Source organism: Mucilaginibacter sp. UYP27 (genome assembly GCF_040547175.1).
In the GTDB taxonomy this organism is placed as follows: domain Bacteria; phylum Bacteroidota; class Bacteroidia; order Sphingobacteriales; family Sphingobacteriaceae; genus Mucilaginibacter.
In genome coordinates this window covers 22,284-41,263 of sequence record NZ_JBEPPE010000005.1, presented here as the reverse complement: position 1 = coordinate 41,263, position 18,980 = coordinate 22,284, and the positions used below count along the sequence as shown (strand labels likewise).

15 protein-coding genes and 1 tRNA gene are annotated in these 18,980 nt (G+C 42.1%); 10 read left to right on the top strand and 6 right to left on the bottom strand.

The window, feature by feature from the left end; translation table 11 throughout:
- The first annotated feature begins 72 nt into the window (after nt 1–72).
- The 6 genes from ABIB39_RS16145 to ABIB39_RS16120 all read left to right on the top strand — a co-directional run bounded on the left by ABIB39_RS16145 (nt 73) and on the right by ABIB39_RS16120 (nt 7,407).
- A complete protein-coding gene (locus tag ABIB39_RS16145) occupies nt 73–2,553 on the top strand; it encodes a glycoside hydrolase family 31 protein (RefSeq protein ID WP_354431199.1) in 2,481 nt (826 codons plus the stop codon).
- A gap of 181 nt (nt 2,554–2,734) precedes the next feature.
- Nucleotides 2,735–3,151, top strand: coding sequence for a hypothetical protein (locus ABIB39_RS16140; RefSeq protein WP_354431198.1), 417 nt, complete (start codon nt 2,735–2,737; stop codon nt 3,149–3,151).
- A 115-nt stretch (nt 3,152–3,266) separates the two neighbouring features.
- Nucleotides 3,267–5,396, top strand: coding sequence for a 1,4-alpha-glucan branching protein GlgB (glgB, locus tag ABIB39_RS16135; protein WP_354431197.1), 2,130 nt, complete (start codon nt 3,267–3,269; stop codon nt 5,394–5,396).
- Between the two features lies 1 nt (nt 5,397).
- Nucleotides 5,398–5,589, top strand: a complete 192-nt coding sequence (locus tag ABIB39_RS16130; RefSeq protein WP_354431196.1) for a hypothetical protein — start codon at nt 5,398–5,400, stop codon at nt 5,587–5,589.
- 144 nt (nt 5,590–5,733) lie between these two features.
- Entirely contained in the window at nt 5,734–6,633 is a 900-nt protein-coding gene (locus ABIB39_RS16125; RefSeq protein WP_354431195.1) for a helix-turn-helix domain-containing protein, read from the top strand.
- Nucleotides 6,634–6,684: 51 nt separating this feature from the next.
- On the top strand, nt 6,685–7,407 hold the full coding sequence (locus ABIB39_RS16120; RefSeq protein ID WP_354431194.1) for an SDR family oxidoreductase: 723 nt from the start codon (nt 6,685–6,687) through the stop codon (nt 7,405–7,407).
- A 108-nt stretch (nt 7,408–7,515) separates the two neighbouring features.
- Here ABIB39_RS16120 and ABIB39_RS16115 read toward each other — a convergent pair whose 3' ends face one another.
- The 5 genes from ABIB39_RS16115 to pfkA all read right to left on the bottom strand — a co-directional run bounded on the left by ABIB39_RS16115 (nt 7,516) and on the right by pfkA (nt 13,502).
- Complete coding sequence (locus ABIB39_RS16115) at nt 7,516–8,394, bottom strand: polyphosphate kinase 2 family protein (RefSeq protein WP_354431193.1); 879 nt, start codon at nt 8,392–8,394, stop codon at nt 7,516–7,518.
- Nucleotides 8,395–8,512: 118 nt separating this feature from the next.
- The gene (locus ABIB39_RS16110; RefSeq protein ID WP_354431192.1) at nt 8,513–10,531 is read right to left on the bottom strand and encodes a M13 family metallopeptidase; all 2,019 of its coding nucleotides are present in this window, start codon (nt 10,529–10,531) and stop codon (nt 8,513–8,515) included.
- Nucleotides 10,532–10,666: 135 nt separating this feature from the next.
- A complete protein-coding gene (gene gap / locus ABIB39_RS16105; protein WP_354431191.1) occupies nt 10,667–11,662 on the bottom strand; it encodes a type I glyceraldehyde-3-phosphate dehydrogenase in 996 nt (331 codons plus the stop codon).
- Between the two features lie 5 nt (nt 11,663–11,667).
- A complete protein-coding gene (locus tag ABIB39_RS16100; protein ID WP_354431190.1) occupies nt 11,668–12,516 on the bottom strand; it encodes a hypothetical protein in 849 nt (282 codons plus the stop codon).
- Nucleotides 12,516–13,502: a 6-phosphofructokinase gene (gene pfkA, locus ABIB39_RS16095; RefSeq protein WP_354431189.1), complete on the bottom strand. Its 987-nt coding sequence runs from the start codon at nt 13,500–13,502 to the stop codon at nt 12,516–12,518. Before pfkA ends, ABIB39_RS16100 begins: the two co-directional genes overlap by 1 nt.
- A gap of 129 nt (nt 13,503–13,631) precedes the next feature.
- On the opposite strand from pfkA, the gene ABIB39_RS16090 reads away from it, so the two are divergent.
- A complete protein-coding gene (locus ABIB39_RS16090) occupies nt 13,632–14,327 on the top strand; it encodes an NUDIX hydrolase (RefSeq protein WP_322231570.1) in 696 nt (231 codons plus the stop codon).
- Between the two features lie 106 nt (nt 14,328–14,433).
- On the opposite strand, the gene ABIB39_RS16085 is transcribed toward ABIB39_RS16090, so the two are convergent.
- Nucleotides 14,434–15,294, bottom strand: a complete 861-nt coding sequence (locus ABIB39_RS16085) for an N-acetylglucosamine kinase (protein WP_354431188.1) — start codon at nt 15,292–15,294, stop codon at nt 14,434–14,436.
- A gap of 433 nt (nt 15,295–15,727) precedes the next feature.
- Here ABIB39_RS16085 and ABIB39_RS16080 point away from each other — a divergent pair, with 433 nt between their 5' ends.
- From ABIB39_RS16080 to ABIB39_RS16070, 3 genes are all read left to right on the top strand, one after another.
- A complete protein-coding gene (locus tag ABIB39_RS16080) occupies nt 15,728–16,060 on the top strand; it encodes a BLUF domain-containing protein (RefSeq protein ID WP_354431187.1) in 333 nt (110 codons plus the stop codon).
- A 160-nt stretch (nt 16,061–16,220) separates the two neighbouring features.
- Nucleotides 16,221–16,294 (top strand) — tRNA-Arg (locus tag ABIB39_RS16075).
- A gap of 429 nt (nt 16,295–16,723) precedes the next feature.
- Entirely contained in the window at nt 16,724–18,979 is a 2,256-nt protein-coding gene (locus ABIB39_RS16070) for a hypothetical protein (RefSeq protein ID WP_354431186.1), read from the top strand.
- The last annotated feature ends 1 nt before the right edge of the window (nt 18,980 follow it).

Genomic DNA, 18,980 nt, shown 5'->3' with positions numbered 1-18,980 from the left:
AATTAATTAGCTGATATATTAATCGTGCTTGGCAGGGCTTTTAGGCCCGGCGGCATATTGAATACATAGAACATGGCAGAAAACGTACCTGATCCAAACCCGGAACTTTTAACGGCGAAATTGCTGCAGGTGGAGGATTTGATAGAAGAAGATGAAGAGTTTCACCACTTAAATAACCCCGCCGATGGTATAAAACCCATTGTTAAAAAGTACCTGGGCATCCCCAACCACGCAGAACAATCAGGCAACAAAATATTTTTTACCGATGGCGATGCCAGGGTAGAGGTTACCATAGTGACCAGCGAGATCATCCGTGTGCGTTTAGCGCCACACAGCGTTTTTCTTGAAGAATTTTCGTATGCCGTGCCCGAGCTGCCAAGTAAGCCGGTGGAGTTTACCTTGCTGGAAAACGAGCATGAATTTAGGGTTGCTACACCGGCGGTGAATTGCCACATCCGCAAGCAGGATTTCTTTATCTCGTTTTCGGATAAGAACGACCACGTAACCAGTGCCGATGCGGTGCCGATGCACTGGGAAGAGAACACCCAGTTTGGCGGTTACTACGTATTTTGTACCAAAACCTGCGAGCATGAGGAAAGCTTTTTTGGCCTTGGCGATAAGGCTACCGAATTTAACCTGCGTGGCAAACGCTTAAAAAACTGGAACACCGATGCCTATTCGTTCGGTTTTAACCAAGACCCGCTGTACCGCTCCATTCCGTTTTACATCAGCGTAAGCGATAATATTGCCCACGGCATTTTCTTTGATAATACTTTTAAAGCACACTTCGATTTTGGCGCCGAAGACCCAACTAAAGTGAGTTTTTGGGCTGATGGAGGCGAGTTGCAATACTACTACATCCACGGCCCGCACATGATGGACGTGGTAAAAAATTACCACCTGCTAACCGGTACACACCCTATGCCGCCGCTTTGGGCGCTGGGTTACCACCAATGCCGCTGGAGCTATTATCCAGAGAATAAGGTAAGGGTAATTGCCAATGGTTTCCGCCAAAACAGGATCCCTTGCGATGGTATTTACCTGGATATCGACTACATGGACGGTTACCGCTGTTTTACATGGAGCCCTAAATATTTTCCTAATCCTAAAAAAATGATAGCCGACCTGGCTGCCAACGGGTTTAAAACGGTTGTTATTATTGACCCCGGCATTCGTGTGGATGATAATTATTCGGTTTTTAAAGAGGGTAAGGAGAAGAAATATTTCTGCCGCCGTTGCGACGATTACTTTATGGAGGGCCACGTTTGGCCGGGCCGCTGCCAGTTCCCCGATTTTACCAATCCAGAGGTACGCGCCTGGTGGGGCGACTTGTTCGACGAATTGGTTGAAACAGGTGTTGCCGGTGTTTGGAATGATATGAACGAGCCGGCCGTATTCGGGTCGGGTACATTCCCGGATGATGTACGCCACCAGTATGACGGCTATCGTGGGTCGCACCGTAAGGCGCACAATGTTTACGGGATGCAAATGGTACGCGCCACTTACGAAGGTTTGCGCAAGCAAATGAAAAACAAGCGCCCGTTCACCATTACCCGTGCGGGTTACTCGGGCGTTCAGCGTTACTCATCCGTTTGGACGGGGGATAACGTAGCATCGTGGGAGCATTTGAAACTGGGTAATATCCAGCTGCAAAGGCTTTCGATATCTGGTATCTCTTTCTGCGGAACAGATATTGGCGGTTTTAGCGGCGAGCCGGATGGCGAACTGTTTACCCGCTGGATCCAGATGGGTACTTTCTCGCCGTTTATGCGCGCACACTCTGCAGGTGATACCAAAGAACGCGAACCATGGAGCTTTGGCGAACCATTTACAGCCATCAACCGTAAATATATCGAGCTGCGTTACAAATTATTACCATACTTATACTCGGCATTTTGGGAGCACCACCGTTACGGTTTCCCTATCTTAAGGCCTGTGGTGATGCAGGAGCAGGAAGTGGCATCAAACCATTTCCGCCAGGATGAATTTACTTACGGCGATAAGATCCTGATCTGCCCTGTACTGGAGCCGGGCCAAAAAAGCCGCAAGGTGTACCTGCCAAAAGGCAAGTGGTACGATTTCTGGAGTCTGGAGATGGTAGATGGCGGCACCGAAGTGAGTGTTGCCACCCCGCTGGATATTATGCCGATCTTCGTGAAGGCAGGGTCGGTTATCCCGGAATATCCTGTAATGCAATACACAGGCGAAAAGGAAATTGAGGAAGTAAAACTGAATATCTACTACAGCGATTACGAAGTGAATTCGTTCCTGTTTGAAGATTACGGCGAAACTTTTGCATACGAGCAGGATATTTACCTGGAGAAGAAATTTGTGGTAAATGGTGATGCAAGCAAGATGACCATTAAGCAAAGTATGGAGGGTTTATACACCCCACGCTACGAGGGCTATCATATTAAGCTGAATGGCTTGCCGTTTAGCCCATCAAAAATTGTGGCCGATGGAAAAGAAGTTGCGACTATCAACTCCAATCCCGATAAAACCTACGAGTTTAAATTCAGTAAAAACTTTAAGCAGATAGAGATATTTAAATAGGCACTTAGCAGGTTTGCAACAGAAAACTTGGGAGATGTTAGTGGAATGACTATCGAGAGTAAGCTTTATATTGTTGACATACCTAATAAAACAGGTGTAATTTTTTTTTTACAGTAGAAGGGCAAAAATATATTTAGTCAGGATATTAAGTTGTTAGGTTTCGATTTTATTCATGAGAAATATGAGCCAGATACACCAACGATATAATTTTCTGTTTGCTAATGAAATTTTTAGAAGTCATGTTTACAAAACCTGCGAATTAATAAATATTAACGCCAATCCTTCATATGTTAATTTAAGTACATATCTGCTTTATTTGCAATTTATTGAAAATATAAATGAATTTGCACTACCTGAAATTGAAAAATTCTTAAATGGACTTCCTTACGATAACATTAGTCAGGAGACAGTCGAAATTGTATTAGGGCAAATGAATGTCGAGATACGATGGAATAGTACAACTGAAACTGTTCCTATGAACGATTTTAAAGATGTATTAAAAGAGTATGCTGATTTTTTACAGGCACCCCCATTAGATGGCTTGGCTGTATGTTTTTGGCGTGCACTTTTTGGTCAAATCTTAAATAGCCAAGGGTAATTGTTTTTATATAAACATCTGCGGTTATTGTATGTTCAATAATGATATATTTGGATGCAGGGGAATTACCACTTCCCTTACCTAATTTAAACCGGCGAACCAACGGCTATCTACTATGGCAAAAAAAACTGTAAAACCCGATACTGAAATAACGGAACCAAAACCTGTTAAGGCAAAAAAAGAAACCAAGCCAAAAGCCGTTAAAACAACCGCCCCAAAAGCGGAGGAAGCGCCGGTAGCGAAAAAAGTAACAAAAAAGTCAACAACTTTAGAGATCATCGAGAATACCGAGGTTAAAGCCGTTGAGCCATACAGCCGTTTTAGCGATTTTGATATCGACCTTTTTAAATCGGGCAAGCACTTTAAGCTGTACGAGAAATTTGGATCGCACGTGGTAGAGCATAAGGGCGTTGTGGGTACTTACTTTGCGGTATGGGCGCCAAACGCGCAGTACGTAGCCGTAATAGGTAACTTTAACGGCTGGAACAAGGGTTCGCACTCGCTGAATTACCGTTGGGATGCATCAGGCGTTTGGGAGGGTTTTATCCCGAACATTGGTGTTGGCGAAACCTATAAATATTACATCAAATCATCAACGGGTGAAGACCTTGAAAAAAGCGACCCATTTGCTTTGCGTTGGGAATTGCCCCCGCGTACCGCATCGATAGTTGCCGATACCTTTTACGAGTGGAAAGACCAGGACTGGATGGCAAACCGCTACCAGTACACCGCTTTAGATAAGCCATATTCTGTTTACGAGATGCACCTTGGCTCGTGGGCACGTAGTCCCGAAAGCCCCGAAGAATTTCTGAGTTATCGCCAACTGGCAGATACTTTGGTGCCTTACGTTAAGGAAATGGGCTTTACGCATGTAGAGTTTATGCCTTTAATGGAGCACCCGTATTACCCGAGTTGGGGCTACCAGATCACGGGTTTTTTTGCGGCATCGTGCCGTTACGGTACCCCGCAGGACCTTATGTTCTTGATAGAGGAGTTCCACAAAGCAGGCATCGGTGTGATACTCGACTGGGTGCCTTCGCATTTTCCGGGCGATGCACATGGGCTTTATAACTTTGATGGTACGCACCTTTACGAGCATGCCGACCTTAAAAAAGGCTTCCACCCGGATTGGAAATCGTATATATTTAACTATGGACGTAACGAGATCCGCGCGTTTTTAATAAGCAATGCACTGTTTTGGCTGGAGCGTTACCATATAGATGGGTTACGTGTAGATGCCGTAGCATCTATGCTTTACCTTGATTACTCGCGCAACCATGGCGAGTGGGACCCTAACGAGTTTGGCGGTAACGAAAACCTGGAGGCGATCTCTTTCCTGAAAGAACTTAATGCCACTGTTTATAGCAACTTCCCCGATGTGCAAACCATCGCGGAGGAATCTACCTCGTTTAAAGGTGTTAGTCGCCCGGTTTACACAGGCGGCCTGGGCTTTGGTATGAAATGGATGATGGGCTGGATGCACGATACTCTGGATTATTTCGCGCACGATCCCATTCACCGCAAATACCACCAAAACCAGCTAACGTTTAGCATGGTATATGCCTTTACGGAAAACTTTATGTTGCCGTTCTCGCACGATGAGGTGGTTTATGGTAAAGGGTCTATGCTGAACAAAATGCCCGGCGATGATTGGCAGAAATTTGCCAACCTGCGCCTGCTTTACAGCTTTATGTACACGCACCCCGGCACTAAACTGCTGTTTATGGGCAGCGAATTTGGGCAGGTTGCGGAATGGGATTACAAAAAATCGTTAGACTGGCATTTGCTGGAGCATACCAGCCACAACGGGATTAAAGAAGCGGTTAAAGCTATTAATAAACTCTATAAATCTGAACCTGCGCTGTATGAGAAAGCCTTCGACTGGAACGGTTTTGAGTGGATAGATGCCGGCAATATGGATGATTCAGTCATCGTTTACATGCGTAAAGGTGTAGAAAGGGATAACGATCTGGTGATTGTGTTGAATATGACCCCGGTTGTGCATCATGATTACCGCATAGGTGTACCCGCAGCCGGCCAATGGCAGGAAGTATTTAACTCGGACGCCGAAAAATTCTGGGGGACGGGCCTCATAAACTTCGACCCGATAACTACTGAAGAAAAATACTGGCACGGAAAAGATAACTCGATGCTGGTGAAAACGCCGCCGTTGGGTTCGGCGATATTTAAACGTTTTACCACGCCTGCATCAACCGAAACAAAAAATCTAAAAAAGCTGAAATAATATGGCCGGTAAGTTTTTTTATTTATACCTAATAGGGGGTACTGTTGCCCTTGCTTTACTTATTTATAGCATCATAGCCGCCTACCCGGATTTTAACCGCAACGGCGCGTTCTTTTACGTGATACCAACGCTGCTGCTTTATTACATGGCCTATAAAACCTGGCATGTGAAGAATGATAGCGAGTTGATGTAAGTAGTCGCGGCTGCGTTAAGTGTCCACACTTAACGCAACGTTCGGGTAACGTCCACGCTTACGTTAGAAGCAGCGTAGGACGCTGAAATTGTTTAGGTTTAAGCGTGGACGCTTGAACCGGCGTTGCTCAAAAATATCGTCATCGTGCCCACACTAACCGCACCAGAAAAACATATCATCACCAGTTACCCCTTAATAACCATTGATGGCGGCAAGCCCACCATGATAGAGGTGCACGAGGCTAATGGGGTTGACGTCATCATAGAGGACGCTTTCCTGCTTCCTCACCGAAAGGATTATTATTTTTTCGCTTTTGTAGAAGAGGGGCATAGCCGCCATTGGATCGACTTTACATCGTACACCGTAAAGCCGGGGCATTTTTATTTTACCGTTCCGCAGCAGATCCATTTAAAGGAGGAGAGCAAGCCCGTTAAAGGTTACATTGCGGGTTTTACCGAGGAGTTTTTACTGCTGGAAGAGAACCGCATGCTGCGACAATTACCTGTTATACAAAACCCTGCCGGCGCGCACGAACTGGCGTTAAACGAAGCCGACATAGCCTACATAAGCGATGTTATGCGCAAGATGACGGATGAATATAAGACGGGTGGTACATGGCAAAATCAAATGCTGGCTTCATGGCTGCGGGTGCTTATTATTTACCTCAGCAGGATCTATACCGAGCAGTTCGGCGAAAGTAAAATAACACAAAACCATTGCCTGCTCAAAAACTTCCAGGAACTGATAGGGGAGAACCATACCCAACTACATGATGTTGCCGCTTATGCCAACTTGCTTAACCTTACGCCCGGATACCTTAACGATGTGGTTAAACAACATAGCGGCAAAACCGCCATCAGCCATATTCATAACCGTTTGGTGGTAGAGGCGAAACGTAAACTGCTCCATACCGACCTATCTGTTAAACAGGTTGCCGATGAGTTGGGTTTTGAGGACGCGGCATACTTCAATCGCTTTTTTAAACGCCTAACCGGGAGCACCCCAATAGCGTTCCGGCAGCAAATCCGTGAAATGTACAGTTAATGCCCTGCTATGTGCAATGGTTGTGGGCTACCACCGCCGTACATTTGTGATATGAAAAAACAGACAGTATTAATAACCGGCGCCAATAAAGGTATTGGCCTGGAAACCGCCCGCCAACTGGCAACCGCAGGTTACCATGTTTTTTTGGGCTGCCGCGATAAACAACGGGGCGACGAAGCTGTGTCGCTACTGCACAGCGAAGGTTTAAACGATGTTGAGTTTGTTCGGATTGATGTGATAAGCGAAGAATCTGTAAAGCAGGCATTTGATAGCTTGTCTAAAAAGATCGATCATCTGGATGTGCTGATCAATAATGCAGGCATCCCCGGCAGTTTCCCGCAACCTGCTACAAATACCGCTACCGATATTTTCAGGGAAGTATTTGAAGTGAACGTTTTTGGTGTTGCCCGTGTGTCCAGGATTTTTGTTCCGATGATGCAAAGCGCGCCAAACCCAAGGATAGTGAATGTAACGTCAGACCTTGGCTCGCTTGGCCTGCATACCGATAAAACATGGAAGCATTATGATGTGAAAACAGCTGCTTATGGCCCGTCTAAGAGCGCGTTAAATGGTTATACCATTGCTTTAGCTTATGAGTTGAAAAACTTTAGGGTAAACGCTGTTAATCCGGGTTACACCGCAACAGATTTTAACAACAACCAGGGCTATAAAACAGTGGCGGAAGGTGCCGCGCCAATTGTGCAGTACGCCATGATAGATAAAGATGGCCCAACCGGTGGCTACTTTAGTGATTATGGTGTTACGCCGTGGTAAGGTAAATTAACCGTAACCGTTATTGCGGGGCACGAAGCAATCCCCTACTGACCGAGCCGCTCTGTATATCAAAGAAGTTGCTTCGTGCTTCGCAATGACGGTGTTTTACTATTCTTCCTCTAACAATCTCTTCGTTTCATCCAACCTTGCTATCTCTTCTTCTGGCAAAACGGGGTATTGCAGCTTAAGGTCCTTAAGTGTTTGCAATATTATTTTAGATATGGCTATCCTGGTAAACCATTTTTTATCGGCAGGTAAAACGTACCATGGGCTATCGTTAGTGCTGGTTTCTTTAATAGCGGTTTCATAGGCCTTCATGTAATCATCCCATAATTGGCGCTCCTTGATATCGCCAGATGAGAATTTCCAATTCTTTTCAGGATCTTCTATACGTGCCAAAAACCGTTCTTTTTGTTCGCCTTTAGACAGGTGTAGGAAAAATTTAATAATCACGGTTCCGTTGGTGCTTACATGCTTTTCAAAATCGCGGATGCTATCATACCGTCGTTCCCAAAATTTTTTGTCAATACTTTTCACATCTGCAACACCCGGGATGTTCTCTTTCAGGATAAATTCGGGATGAACTTTGGTAACCAATACATTTTCGTAATGCGAGCGGTTATGGATGCCGATTCTACCACGCTCTGGCAGCGCCTTATAATGCCGCCATAAAAAATTATGTTCGTAATCCTCCGTGGTTGGTTGCTTAAAGCTGTACACCTGACAACCCTGGGGATTTAAGCCCGACATGGTGTGTGCTATCGCGCTATCTTTACCCGCAGCATCCATCGCCTGGAAAATCACCAGCAGGGAATGGCTGTTGGCTGCATATAATTCATTTTGCAATTTAGCTGTCTCTTTAATAAGCTCGGTTAATAACTCTTCGGCTTCGTCCTTGTCGTAACCAGCCGTATCATCAGTATCAAAATCTTTTAGCTGAAATTTTTTAGTGTTGGTTATTTTGAAGCGGTTTACAATATCTTTCATAGGTAAGGTTATAAGCAAAAAATCGGCGAGAATGTTTGAACTCGGTTAGTGTTGAAAAAATAAACCCCTCAAAACCATTTGTTTTGAGGGGTTGGAAGCACGGCTTGTGATCTTCAAATTACCAGATCCTTACCCGCTCATTTTCGGCTTTATAGTTTTTATCGCCGGGCTTAATATCAAATGCCTTATAAAAAGGGGCAAAATTCATCAACGGGCCGTTTACGCGCCACGTGGCCGGTGAGTGGGGGTTGGTGTTTACGTAGGTGCGCAAAAAGGCATCCCTTGTTTTAACCCGCCAGATCCTGGCTATCGACAAAAAGAAACGCTGATCCGGCGTAAAGCCATCTATCTTATCACCGCTTTTACCTTGCTCTGTCATTTTAAACGCATCGTACGCGATAGCTACCCCGCCGTTATCTGCCGTGTTTTCACCCAATGTTAACGGCCCTTTGATGTGTACCGTGTCTAATACAGTGAACGAGCTGTACAAGTTAGAAAGCTGGGTTGTTTTTTCTTTAAACTTTCGGAAATCTTCTTTAGTCCACCAGTTTTTTACGTTGCCATCTTTATCAAATTGGGCGCCCTGGTCGTCAAATGCATGTGTCATCTCATGGCCGATCACCATACCAATCCCGCCATAATTGATGGCATCGTCTGCCAGGAAATCAAAATAAGGATATTGAAGGATGCCCGCCGGGAATACAATTTCGTTTACAGGTGGGTTATAATAAGCCGTTACTGTTGATGGCGTTGTTCCCCATTCTGTTTTATCAACCGGCTTATTCAGTTTTGCCAGCTCAAACTGGTAATCGTTTTTGTTAAGCGATAGGATATTCTCAAAGAATTTTGTCCTGCTAATCTGTACCTTATCATAGTTGCGCCACTTATCCGGGTAACCTATCTTCTTCGTAAAAGTATACAACTTCTCTATGGCCTTTTTCTTTGTACTATCACTCATCCAGTCTAACTGGTTGATCCTGTTTTCGAAGGCTTTTTGCAAATTATTAACCAATGCGAGCACGCGCTTTTTTGCATCTTCATTAAAATAGCGCTTTACATACAGTTGCCCTAAAGCCTGCCCTAAAAAGTTATCTACGTTGGCTGTCATGATCTGTCTGCGGGGTTTTTGTGTATCCTCTCCGGACAAAACTTTATTGAATGCAAATGACGCGTTAACAAAAGGCTGGCTAAGCTTGTCGGCATAGTTTTGAAGTGTGGCGGCCTTCAAGTAAGCTTTCCAGTTGGCAATGCTTACAGATCTCAGCATTGCATTCAGCTTATTATAATAAGCAGGTTGGGCCATATCCATAGAATCTGTTTTTGCCCCTAACTTCGCCAGTAAAATCGGCCAGCCTATATTAGGCTGGGTTTTCGTTATAGCAGTAATAGCTACTTTATTGAAATTCGCATTTACTTCCCTTAGTTCAACATTGGTTTTACTGCTCAAAGCCAATTGTTTTTCAATGCCGTAAACGATACTTGAATTTTTGATCGCTAAGGCACGGGCACTTCCCGTTAATTGAAACAAAGTTTGAAGATAAGTTTTATAGGCTTTTTGAACCTGAAGCGTTGCCGAATCGGTTTTTAAATAATAACCCTTTTCAGGTAAACCGGTACCGCCCTGGTAAACGTGGGCAATATTTACCGAGCTGTTTTTATTATCGGGAGATATGCCGAAGCTGATCACCGACCGGTTGCCCAAAGCCATCTCCACAGCTACAAATTTAAGAAGTGCCGGTATGCTGTTTATAGCATCGATACGCGCCAGTATGGATTTGACGGGCTCGTAGCCCCTGCGGTTAATAGTTGCCATATCCATACCCGAAGCGTAAAAATCTCCCACCTTTTGTTCTATGCTGCCTGATGTGTTCTTAGCTTTTGAGGCGCTATCCAAGATGTTTTGCAATAAGCGCTTTTGCGGAATGTTCAGAAAGGAGTAGGAGCCCACACCTGCCTGGTCATTATCTATCTTTACGGTATCGTACCAGCGCCCGTTTACGTATCTAAAAAAATTGTCGCCCGGCTTAATAGCGGGGTCCAGGCCGGGTACGTCTACAAAAGCTTTGTGCTGGGCCATTGCATATTGGCTTACGCTAAAAAGCGTTGATATTAAACACAACGTAAATAGTTTTTTCATAAAAAAGATTTGCTTAAAGGTAATGAATGTAGATGAAGCCGCAAATAGTCACCCATAAGGTACACGAATATTATAAACAAAAGAGCCCTCACAACAAACGTTGGGAGGGCTCTTTAATATTAGGGTTGGCTAAACTTACAGTTTACCAATTTCCTGAACAAGGTCAATCAGTTTGTTTGAGTAACCCCACTCGTTATCGTACCATGATACAACCTTAACAAATTTATCGTTAAGCGCGATACCCGCTTTTGCATCAAAAATTGATGTGCGTGCATCACCTTTAAAGTCTTCAGATACAACTTCATCTTCGGTGTAACCAAGGATGCCTTTAAGCTCGCCTTCTGAGGCTTCTTTCATTGCATTTTTAATATCCTCGTAAGTAGCAGAAGTTTTTAAACGTACAACTAAGTCAACTACAGAAACGTCAGCAACCGGAACACGGAATGACATACCTGTTAATTTGCCTTTTAATTGAGGCAACACTAAACCAACCGCTTTAGCAGCACCTGTTGATGAAGGGATAATGTTTTGGTAAGCACCACGGCCACCTCTCCAGTCTTTTGCAGACGGGCCATCTACTGTTTTTTGAGTAGCTGTAACCGCGTGTACGGTAGTCATCAAACCTTCTTCGATACCAAATTTATCATCCAATACTTTAGCGATAGGCGCTAAACAGTTGGTAGTACATGATGCGTTCGAAACGATAGTTTGATCTGCTTTCAATAATTTATGATTAACACCCATTACAAAAGTAGGCGTGTCATCTTTTGCGGGTGCGCTCATAACCACTTTTTTAGCGCCGGCATCAATATGTTTTTGTGCAGTATCTATGGTTAAGAATAAACCGGTAGATTCGATAATAACTTCTGCACCTACTTCATTCCATTTAAGGTTTGCAGGGTCTTTTTCGGCAGTTACACGGATGGTTTTACCGTTTACTACCAAATGGCCGCCTTCTACAGCGATAGTGCCTTTGAACTGGCCGTGGGTTGAGTCATACTTCAACATGTAAGCCATGTAATCTGGCTCAACTAAATCGTTGATACCTACAACTTCAACATCTGGTCTTTCAATTGCGGCCCTAAAAGCTAAGCGACCGATACGGCCAAAGCCGTTGATTCCTATTTTCATGATTTTTAATTTTTATTAGAATAATACGTCAATAAATGGTTTATGGGTTCTTTTATTATATCCGTTACCGTTATCCCGGTACCCTCGGCAGCCTCATACAGGTATTCCTGAAAGTTGGCTGCTACCGATCCTGCAAAATGTACTGAAGCTCCCGGGTGCTGTTTATTCAGAGGTACCAGGTAAGTTTGTATCAGTTTGCTAAAGCCTGTAGTTATAACGGTTTTTATGTAAGGGTCTTGTTTGTTCTCCATGAAAAAATCGCTGAACGAGCTCAGGAACAATGCCGGCTGTTTTTGGCGATATACTTTTTCCAGTAGGGTTTTACGGTCGGCATCGTACTTCTGCACAAACTTTTTGCGGATGTTTGCCGGCAGGGTCTCGTTCATAAAACTTTTTATGAGCTGCCTGCCCAGCCAGTTTCCGGATCCCTCGTCGGCCAGTATATAGCCTAAACCGTAATTGTTTGGTTTTACCTTTTTGCCATCGTACCAGGCGGCGTTGCTTCCGCTTGCGCAGATGCTTACAATGCCCGGCGCGTTGCGGCAGCAGGCTATGGCCGCGGCCTCAATATCGTGCCCAACGGTAATTTTGGCAAACTTAAAAAATGCCGCGAACGCGTTGTGCACCACCTGCTTCAACTCGTCGGACGAGGCGCCTGCACCAAAAAAATAAATCCGTTTTATTTCTTCGGCGTGGTGTATAAGGTTTATGTTTTTGTTGAAGAGTTGTACGATGTACTTTTCGTCGTTAAAATAGGGATTAATGGCATTGGTATTGAACGAGGCAACCGTCCTTCCCTTGTAGGCTAATCGCCAGCCGGCATTGTTAGATCCACTATAAACAACTGCAATCATTAAATTGATAATATATCTGCCATCTGCATCAGGTCGTCTTCTAACTTAAACTGATGCTGGGTTAAGGCCTCTTCAAGGCTTGTTAATTTTATGTGATTGGCTTCAAGGCCAACCATTTTTTGTGTTTCGCCATTTATCATAGCGTTAACAGCGGCAAAGCCTAAACGGCTGCCCAGTATGCGGTCAAATGCCGACGGGCTACCCCCCCGTTGCAAGTGGCCTAATATAGTAACTTTTATATCGTAAAACTTGATTTGTTTTCTAACAACCTCGGCAAGGTCATAAGCGCCACCGCTCTTATCTCCCTCGGCCACAATTACAATACTCGATGATTTTTTGTTATACTGGCCGGCCTTTAAGTTCTCTATCAGGTTCTCTATAGCTGTATCGCGCTCGGGTAATAAAATAGCCTCTGCTCCGCATGAAATTCCGGCGCGCAGGGCAATAGCTCCAGAATCGCGGCCCATCACTTCGATGAAGAACAGGCGGTCGTGTGCGTCGGCAGTATCACGAATTTTGTCGATAGCTTCTATCACCGTATTAGTAGCGGTATCAAAACCTAAGGTGTAAGTAGAACCGTAAAGGTCATTATCTATAGTGCCGGGTACGCCAATAACGGCAATGTCCGGGTATTTTTTAGAGAAACGCAATGCACCGGTAAAAGTGCCGTCGCCACCAATAACAACTATGCCATCGATGCCGTTAGCTTTAGCATTCTGATAAGCCAGTTCCATACCTTCATCGGTACGAAAGGGTAAGCAACGTGCTGTTTTAAGTATAGTGCCACCAAGATTTAAGATATTACTTACCGAGCGGGTGTTCATATCGTACATGTTATTGTCGATAAGGCCCTGGTAACCCTGGCGGATACCTGCAACCTGCAGGCCATTGTATATAGCGGTACGCACAACAGCTCTTATACAGGGGTTCATGCCTGGTGCATCGCCGCCCGAAGTAAGAACTGCTATTTTAGAAATTTTTTGCATTATTTACTTAGGTAAATTTGTAGGTGCGAATATAGTGTGTCAAATTTACACCATTAAATTTATTTATTTATTTTTACATTAAAAATTAAGCAATATATTTAAGCACAATTATAATTAAATACATTTCCCTTGGAAGTAAAGTTACCTACATTTAACTCAGTTTTTTCTATAGACTGTGTCATATTTGGTTTTGAAGCCGGTGAGCTGAAGATATTACTTATAGAACGTAACGAAGAGCCTTTTAAGGATTGGCTTGCGCTGCCCGGATATATTGTTGAGCAAGATGAGAGTATTGACGACGCCGCCGAGCGTATTTTATACGAACTAACCGGCCTGCGCGACCTGCACATGCAGCAGTTTCATACCTTTGGCGAAGTTAACCGCCACCCGCAAGGCCGCGTAATTACCGTTGCTTACTACGCGCTTATCCGTATTAACGGGCAAAAAGAAGTAAAACCGGTTACCCAATATGCTAAAACCGCGTTTTGGCACCCGGTAAACGAATTGCCTAAGCTGGCTTTTGACCACAGCGAGATCTTTGAAACTGGTTTTAATAAGATTCGCCGCAGGCTAAATTATCAACCTATCGCGTTTGAGTTATTGCCGGAAAAGTTTACCCTAACTCAACTACAATCGCTTTACGAAGCAGTGCTTAACAAAAAGCTGGACAAGCGTAACTTCCGCAAGAAAATGCTTAGCTATGGATTTTTGAAAGAACTGGACGAAAAGCAAAAAGGCGTATCTTACCGTGCCGCCAAACTCTACAAATTCGACAGGAGGAAATATACCAAGATCTTCCAGAACGATCTGAATTTGGATAAATAGTGTGCAGTTTGCCGGTTGGCAGTTTGCAGTAAAAAGAAAGCCGGTAAGTTAATTACCGGCTTTCTTTTTGTTTTTTTAAGCGTGCAAACTGCAAACTCCAAACTGCCTATAACTGGCTTGGCGCCAATTCTAAGTGGTATTTAACCAGGTTATCTATAGGCGAGCGGATGATGTTACCAACCGTCATTCCGTTTTCGGTACAAACCTCTTCCAATACATTGCGGAAATTATAACCAACAGATCCTATACAGTTGAAAGTGTATTTTTGATAATCAGGGTAGTGCACAACCAGGTTTTTAAAGAAATCTTCGAAAGATGTACGAACCAGGTTGCGTGAGTATTCGATATTTACAATGTTGTCATAAACAAACTTGCTGAAACTTGCGCAGAAACGGTTTGCACGTGGTTGTGTGTAAACAATCTCGTTGATATCATCTGGCGTAAGTTTAAAGGTTTCCCAAAAGTTTTTACGAACAGCTTCCGGCATGTAACCACGCAGGTAATCAACCAATAGTTTTTTACCAATATGGCAACCGCTGCCTTCATCGCCAAGGATGTAAGCACCGGAGTCGATGTTATTAATAACTTCTTTACCATCGTAAAGGCAGGTGTTTGTACCTGTGCCTAAAATAGCGGCAAAACCCTCGTTGTTGCCAAGTAAAGCGCGGGCAGCAGCAAGTAGGTCGTGGCCAATGTTGATTTTAGATTTTGTGAAAACTGCCGACATGGCATCCTCTACGATCTTTCGCATCTCGGGGGTAGAACAGCCTGCGCCGTAATAATTCACCTCTGTAATGTTGTCTTTCTCAAGATCGGTTGGCAGGCTCTCGTTCAACGATTGAATGATGTACTCAGTGCCCGAAAAATATGGGTTGTAACCCTCGGTGTTGAAATACACCTTTTTACCTTCTTCGGTAACCAAACACCAGTTTGTTTTGGTGGAGCCACCGTCAGCAATTATGATCATAAAATAAGTTTTAGAAAAAAAATTGGGATAAAAGTATGATTAACTTATTGTAAAAAAAACACTTCCTAACTTTAAAAAGTAAAATGGTTGTAAAGCCTAAGTTAAATCGATGTATATGTGCACAATACTTAACTTTTTTACCAAAAAATAAATTCGGGCAAAAGGCCTTATTAATAAGTTAAATCATAAAAAAATACTTGTCAGTTTTACATATAAAGCACTGTGCTAATTGCACAACGCCGGTTTATAATTGAATGCAATTATATGTAATATTTTAACAAAAAATAATGGGTGGTGTTTTTTGTGACGATAAATATATATAATAAGGGAAACAGGTATAGTGCTGCTTACCCGTCTTACATAAAACAATGCGTTGCGACCATTTGATTTTTGGCGTGGAGTAAATAGGTTTGGTTACAGTTTTTGTACCTAAATGCCATTGTTATGTGTTACATTGTTTAATAAGCGCTGCCCTAAAGCCATTTACAGCCAAAGAGTTATAAGATTTGTTAAAGGAAGGCAGGATAATAACACACGCGTTGGTACAACCGGCCTGCTGCTGTACTGCGATGGTGCCTTTATGCAATTTAGAAGGATTAGAAGACCCCTTGCACAAGGTTACAGGAGAATAGAAATAGATAAACGATATAGCTATGTGCTAAAAATTGCAGAGGGGGTTAGCATCAAAAGGCGCATTTTCCCCGACTGGGCGACGGCGTTCGACCGCAGAAAGGATGTCGATTTTGCAAAAGTTAAGCCTTTATAAGCCCGCGCAATATTAATTTTGATGATAATGACCGCCCCGAACCTCGAAATAATGTTAAAGGCCTTTCTAAACAGCCGCAAACCATAAGGTGCTAAATTGAATTTAGCTATTGCCTTTCCCAACCATTTTTAGCATATTTGCACCGCGAAAAAAACGCGATGGTCCCATAGCTCAGCTGGATAGAGCAACAGATTTCTAATCTGTAGGTCATAGGTTCGAATCCTATTGGGATCACAGAAACCTTTCAGCAAAGCTGAATGGTTTTGTGACCCTCTTTAAGCTAAACATAGAGGGTTTTCATTCTAAACGAGTTCAAATGCTTATCTTAAAGATAGGCATTTTTCGTTTTAAATCAAAGTGTATCTTTAAAATTAGTGTAGTTAATATGCGCACTTTATGGCGCATTGACCGGCGCACTGTTAGACTGGTTCAATGGCGTACTAATAACCAGACTAAGTAACTGATACTTTACAATCATAAATGAAATTTAAGAAAAAATATGTTGAGCAACTGACTCATTATGCAGAGGTTCAGGAAACTCTCAAAAATCATAATTCAGTTAAAAGAACTTGAAACTGCGGCTTTATACAATCAAGCAGATAAAAGAGCTTTATTAACGGTAAGAAAAAATTATTAAAGTCCTTTCGTTAAGTGACGCACATAATGAAGCACGCTTATAGAGGTATTGCATTACTTTGCAAACCAGTGGTTTGTTTAAAACTTTCAGAGCTCATTTTACAAAAGCCACAATTTTTATCATATATTCGGAACGAATCGAAAGCTATATTACTAAACCTTTTCCTTTATTTCGATTACCTATTTTTGTTTATGTGGTTAAAAATTGTTTATGAAGAGGGTTTCAATACTCACTATTCAAAAGAACTTAATAAAGTAAGGGTTTCCATATCTAACGAGACTTCGGCGCCCGTCGAAGATTTCGATATATCTTTTAGGGTTAGCCCTATTTTTCCTTTATTAGAAACTGAAGATATTCCGGATTTATCAAAAAATAAAATTTATTTCTTTAATTATTCTAATGCGTTTCGTGCGTTGGGGAGGATTATCTCTGTTGCTGATGAAGAGGTGAAGAAATGCGTCTTTTTTAGCATTGGATTATCCTCTGTTATACTAATTTCTGATGACGATAATATATTAAACAAGTTTAAAAAAGTTATAGAATTACAGGAATATGCTAATGAAGAATGGGAAATTAATGACTTTAAAATCGTTAGTACTCAATATAATATACTTAAAAAAGAAAGCTTAGATGATACCCCTGTTGTAATCGCAAACTACGATGTGCTGCCGTTAACTGAAAGAGCATTAGTGGATGAATTTAATATAAGTATACGGTTTCTTTTGATAAAATTACATCATCATATGCCTTTGGAGCTGCCAAAATTCAAACGCTTGGTCGATGAAGTAAATGCTTTTATTCTTGAATTAGTTTACTTAACTGATTTTTCTGGCGAAATGCCAGAGTCATTAAACGAATTTACTACAGAAGATTTGAAAGGTGAGAAACTCAATACAATACTAAAAAATCAATCTTTGGATAGAATTATACAAATAAATTCTGCGCTTTCATATGTATCGACTCAAGCTTTTTCGGGTGCTATACCAATACTTGAGCGAAGAAGTTTAGTTCGCCGCAGTAGCCTTCTCGGTATTGGAAGTGCGATTTTAGCACTTAATAATATAGCGAGATTTATTGAGGATAGTTTTTCTAAAATTGGTTTCAATGAGATTATAACTGATATAATGGCGGTTGCATCGCCTTTAAAAGGAATTGATAATTTGCCAGTATATTTATCGTCAGATTGGCAGGAATCTTCAATTAGTAATTTAACAAAAGATATTAAATCCCACAATTCATACTATAAACTCCCTTATTTTAATGGTCGTTTGGGTTTTAGAGAAACGGAATATTCGATTGCTGCAGCTATCCAATCAATTACTAGTGGTGCAACTTTAGAATGGAGTTTAATGACCGTAACCCATGAAATGTTACATGGACATGTTAGAACCATCATAACCTCAATTTTCTATGGTGACGATAAAATGACTTCGGAGGAGCAACGAAGAGTTTTTTATTCAAATTTCAAAAAGAAAATAACAAAAAAAGAAAAAGATTCACACTTAATTGATTCTATTCGGTCAATATTATTTACCTACTGTTGTTTAACCCAGAATCATGGGTCAATTACCTCAAAAGGCTTCTCTGAATCAGGAAAGTATGACTTTACTGTACCTAACGAACCTATGTTATGGAATTTATTTGAACAAGAAAACAGGAACATTAACGAAATCTTCGTTCATGTACTTGATTTACACTATTTTTATGCGAGTCGATTGTCCGCATACATACCTTTGATTTGGTGTTCATGGGTTGCGGTGCCTTATGTCACTGGGGATTTGCGACAATATATTTTAAGAAGTCTCTTAACTATTGCGTCGAAAAATACCGGCGGTAGCTCTTATGAAAGATTTAATCTCTCAGTGTCTAGGTTAAAAGAACTATTGATTAAGTACAAAGATAACAAGCTAAAACATCCAATTATCTTAGAAGTAATTAACATCCTTAACGATAATGACAAGTTGATGAATAGTTATTTCAATGCGTTTAAAAACTCAGTACTGATAGTCGACATGATAACCAATATTTTCATATCCCCTACTGTACGAAGTGCTATTATTAATGATGATTTTGTTAAATGGGAAAGTAATGATAAGGATGAAGATAATTTCGAAGAGGCGTTTAAGTATGAATTACCAGATGGTTTTAATGACGAAGTGATTAAATCACCAATATCATTTTTACTAGACAGGATGATAAAGCAATTAAATGACGATAACCACTTTTCTGATATTGAGCGAGAAACGGCAATACAATTTATGGCATTAAATTCAAATAATTAAG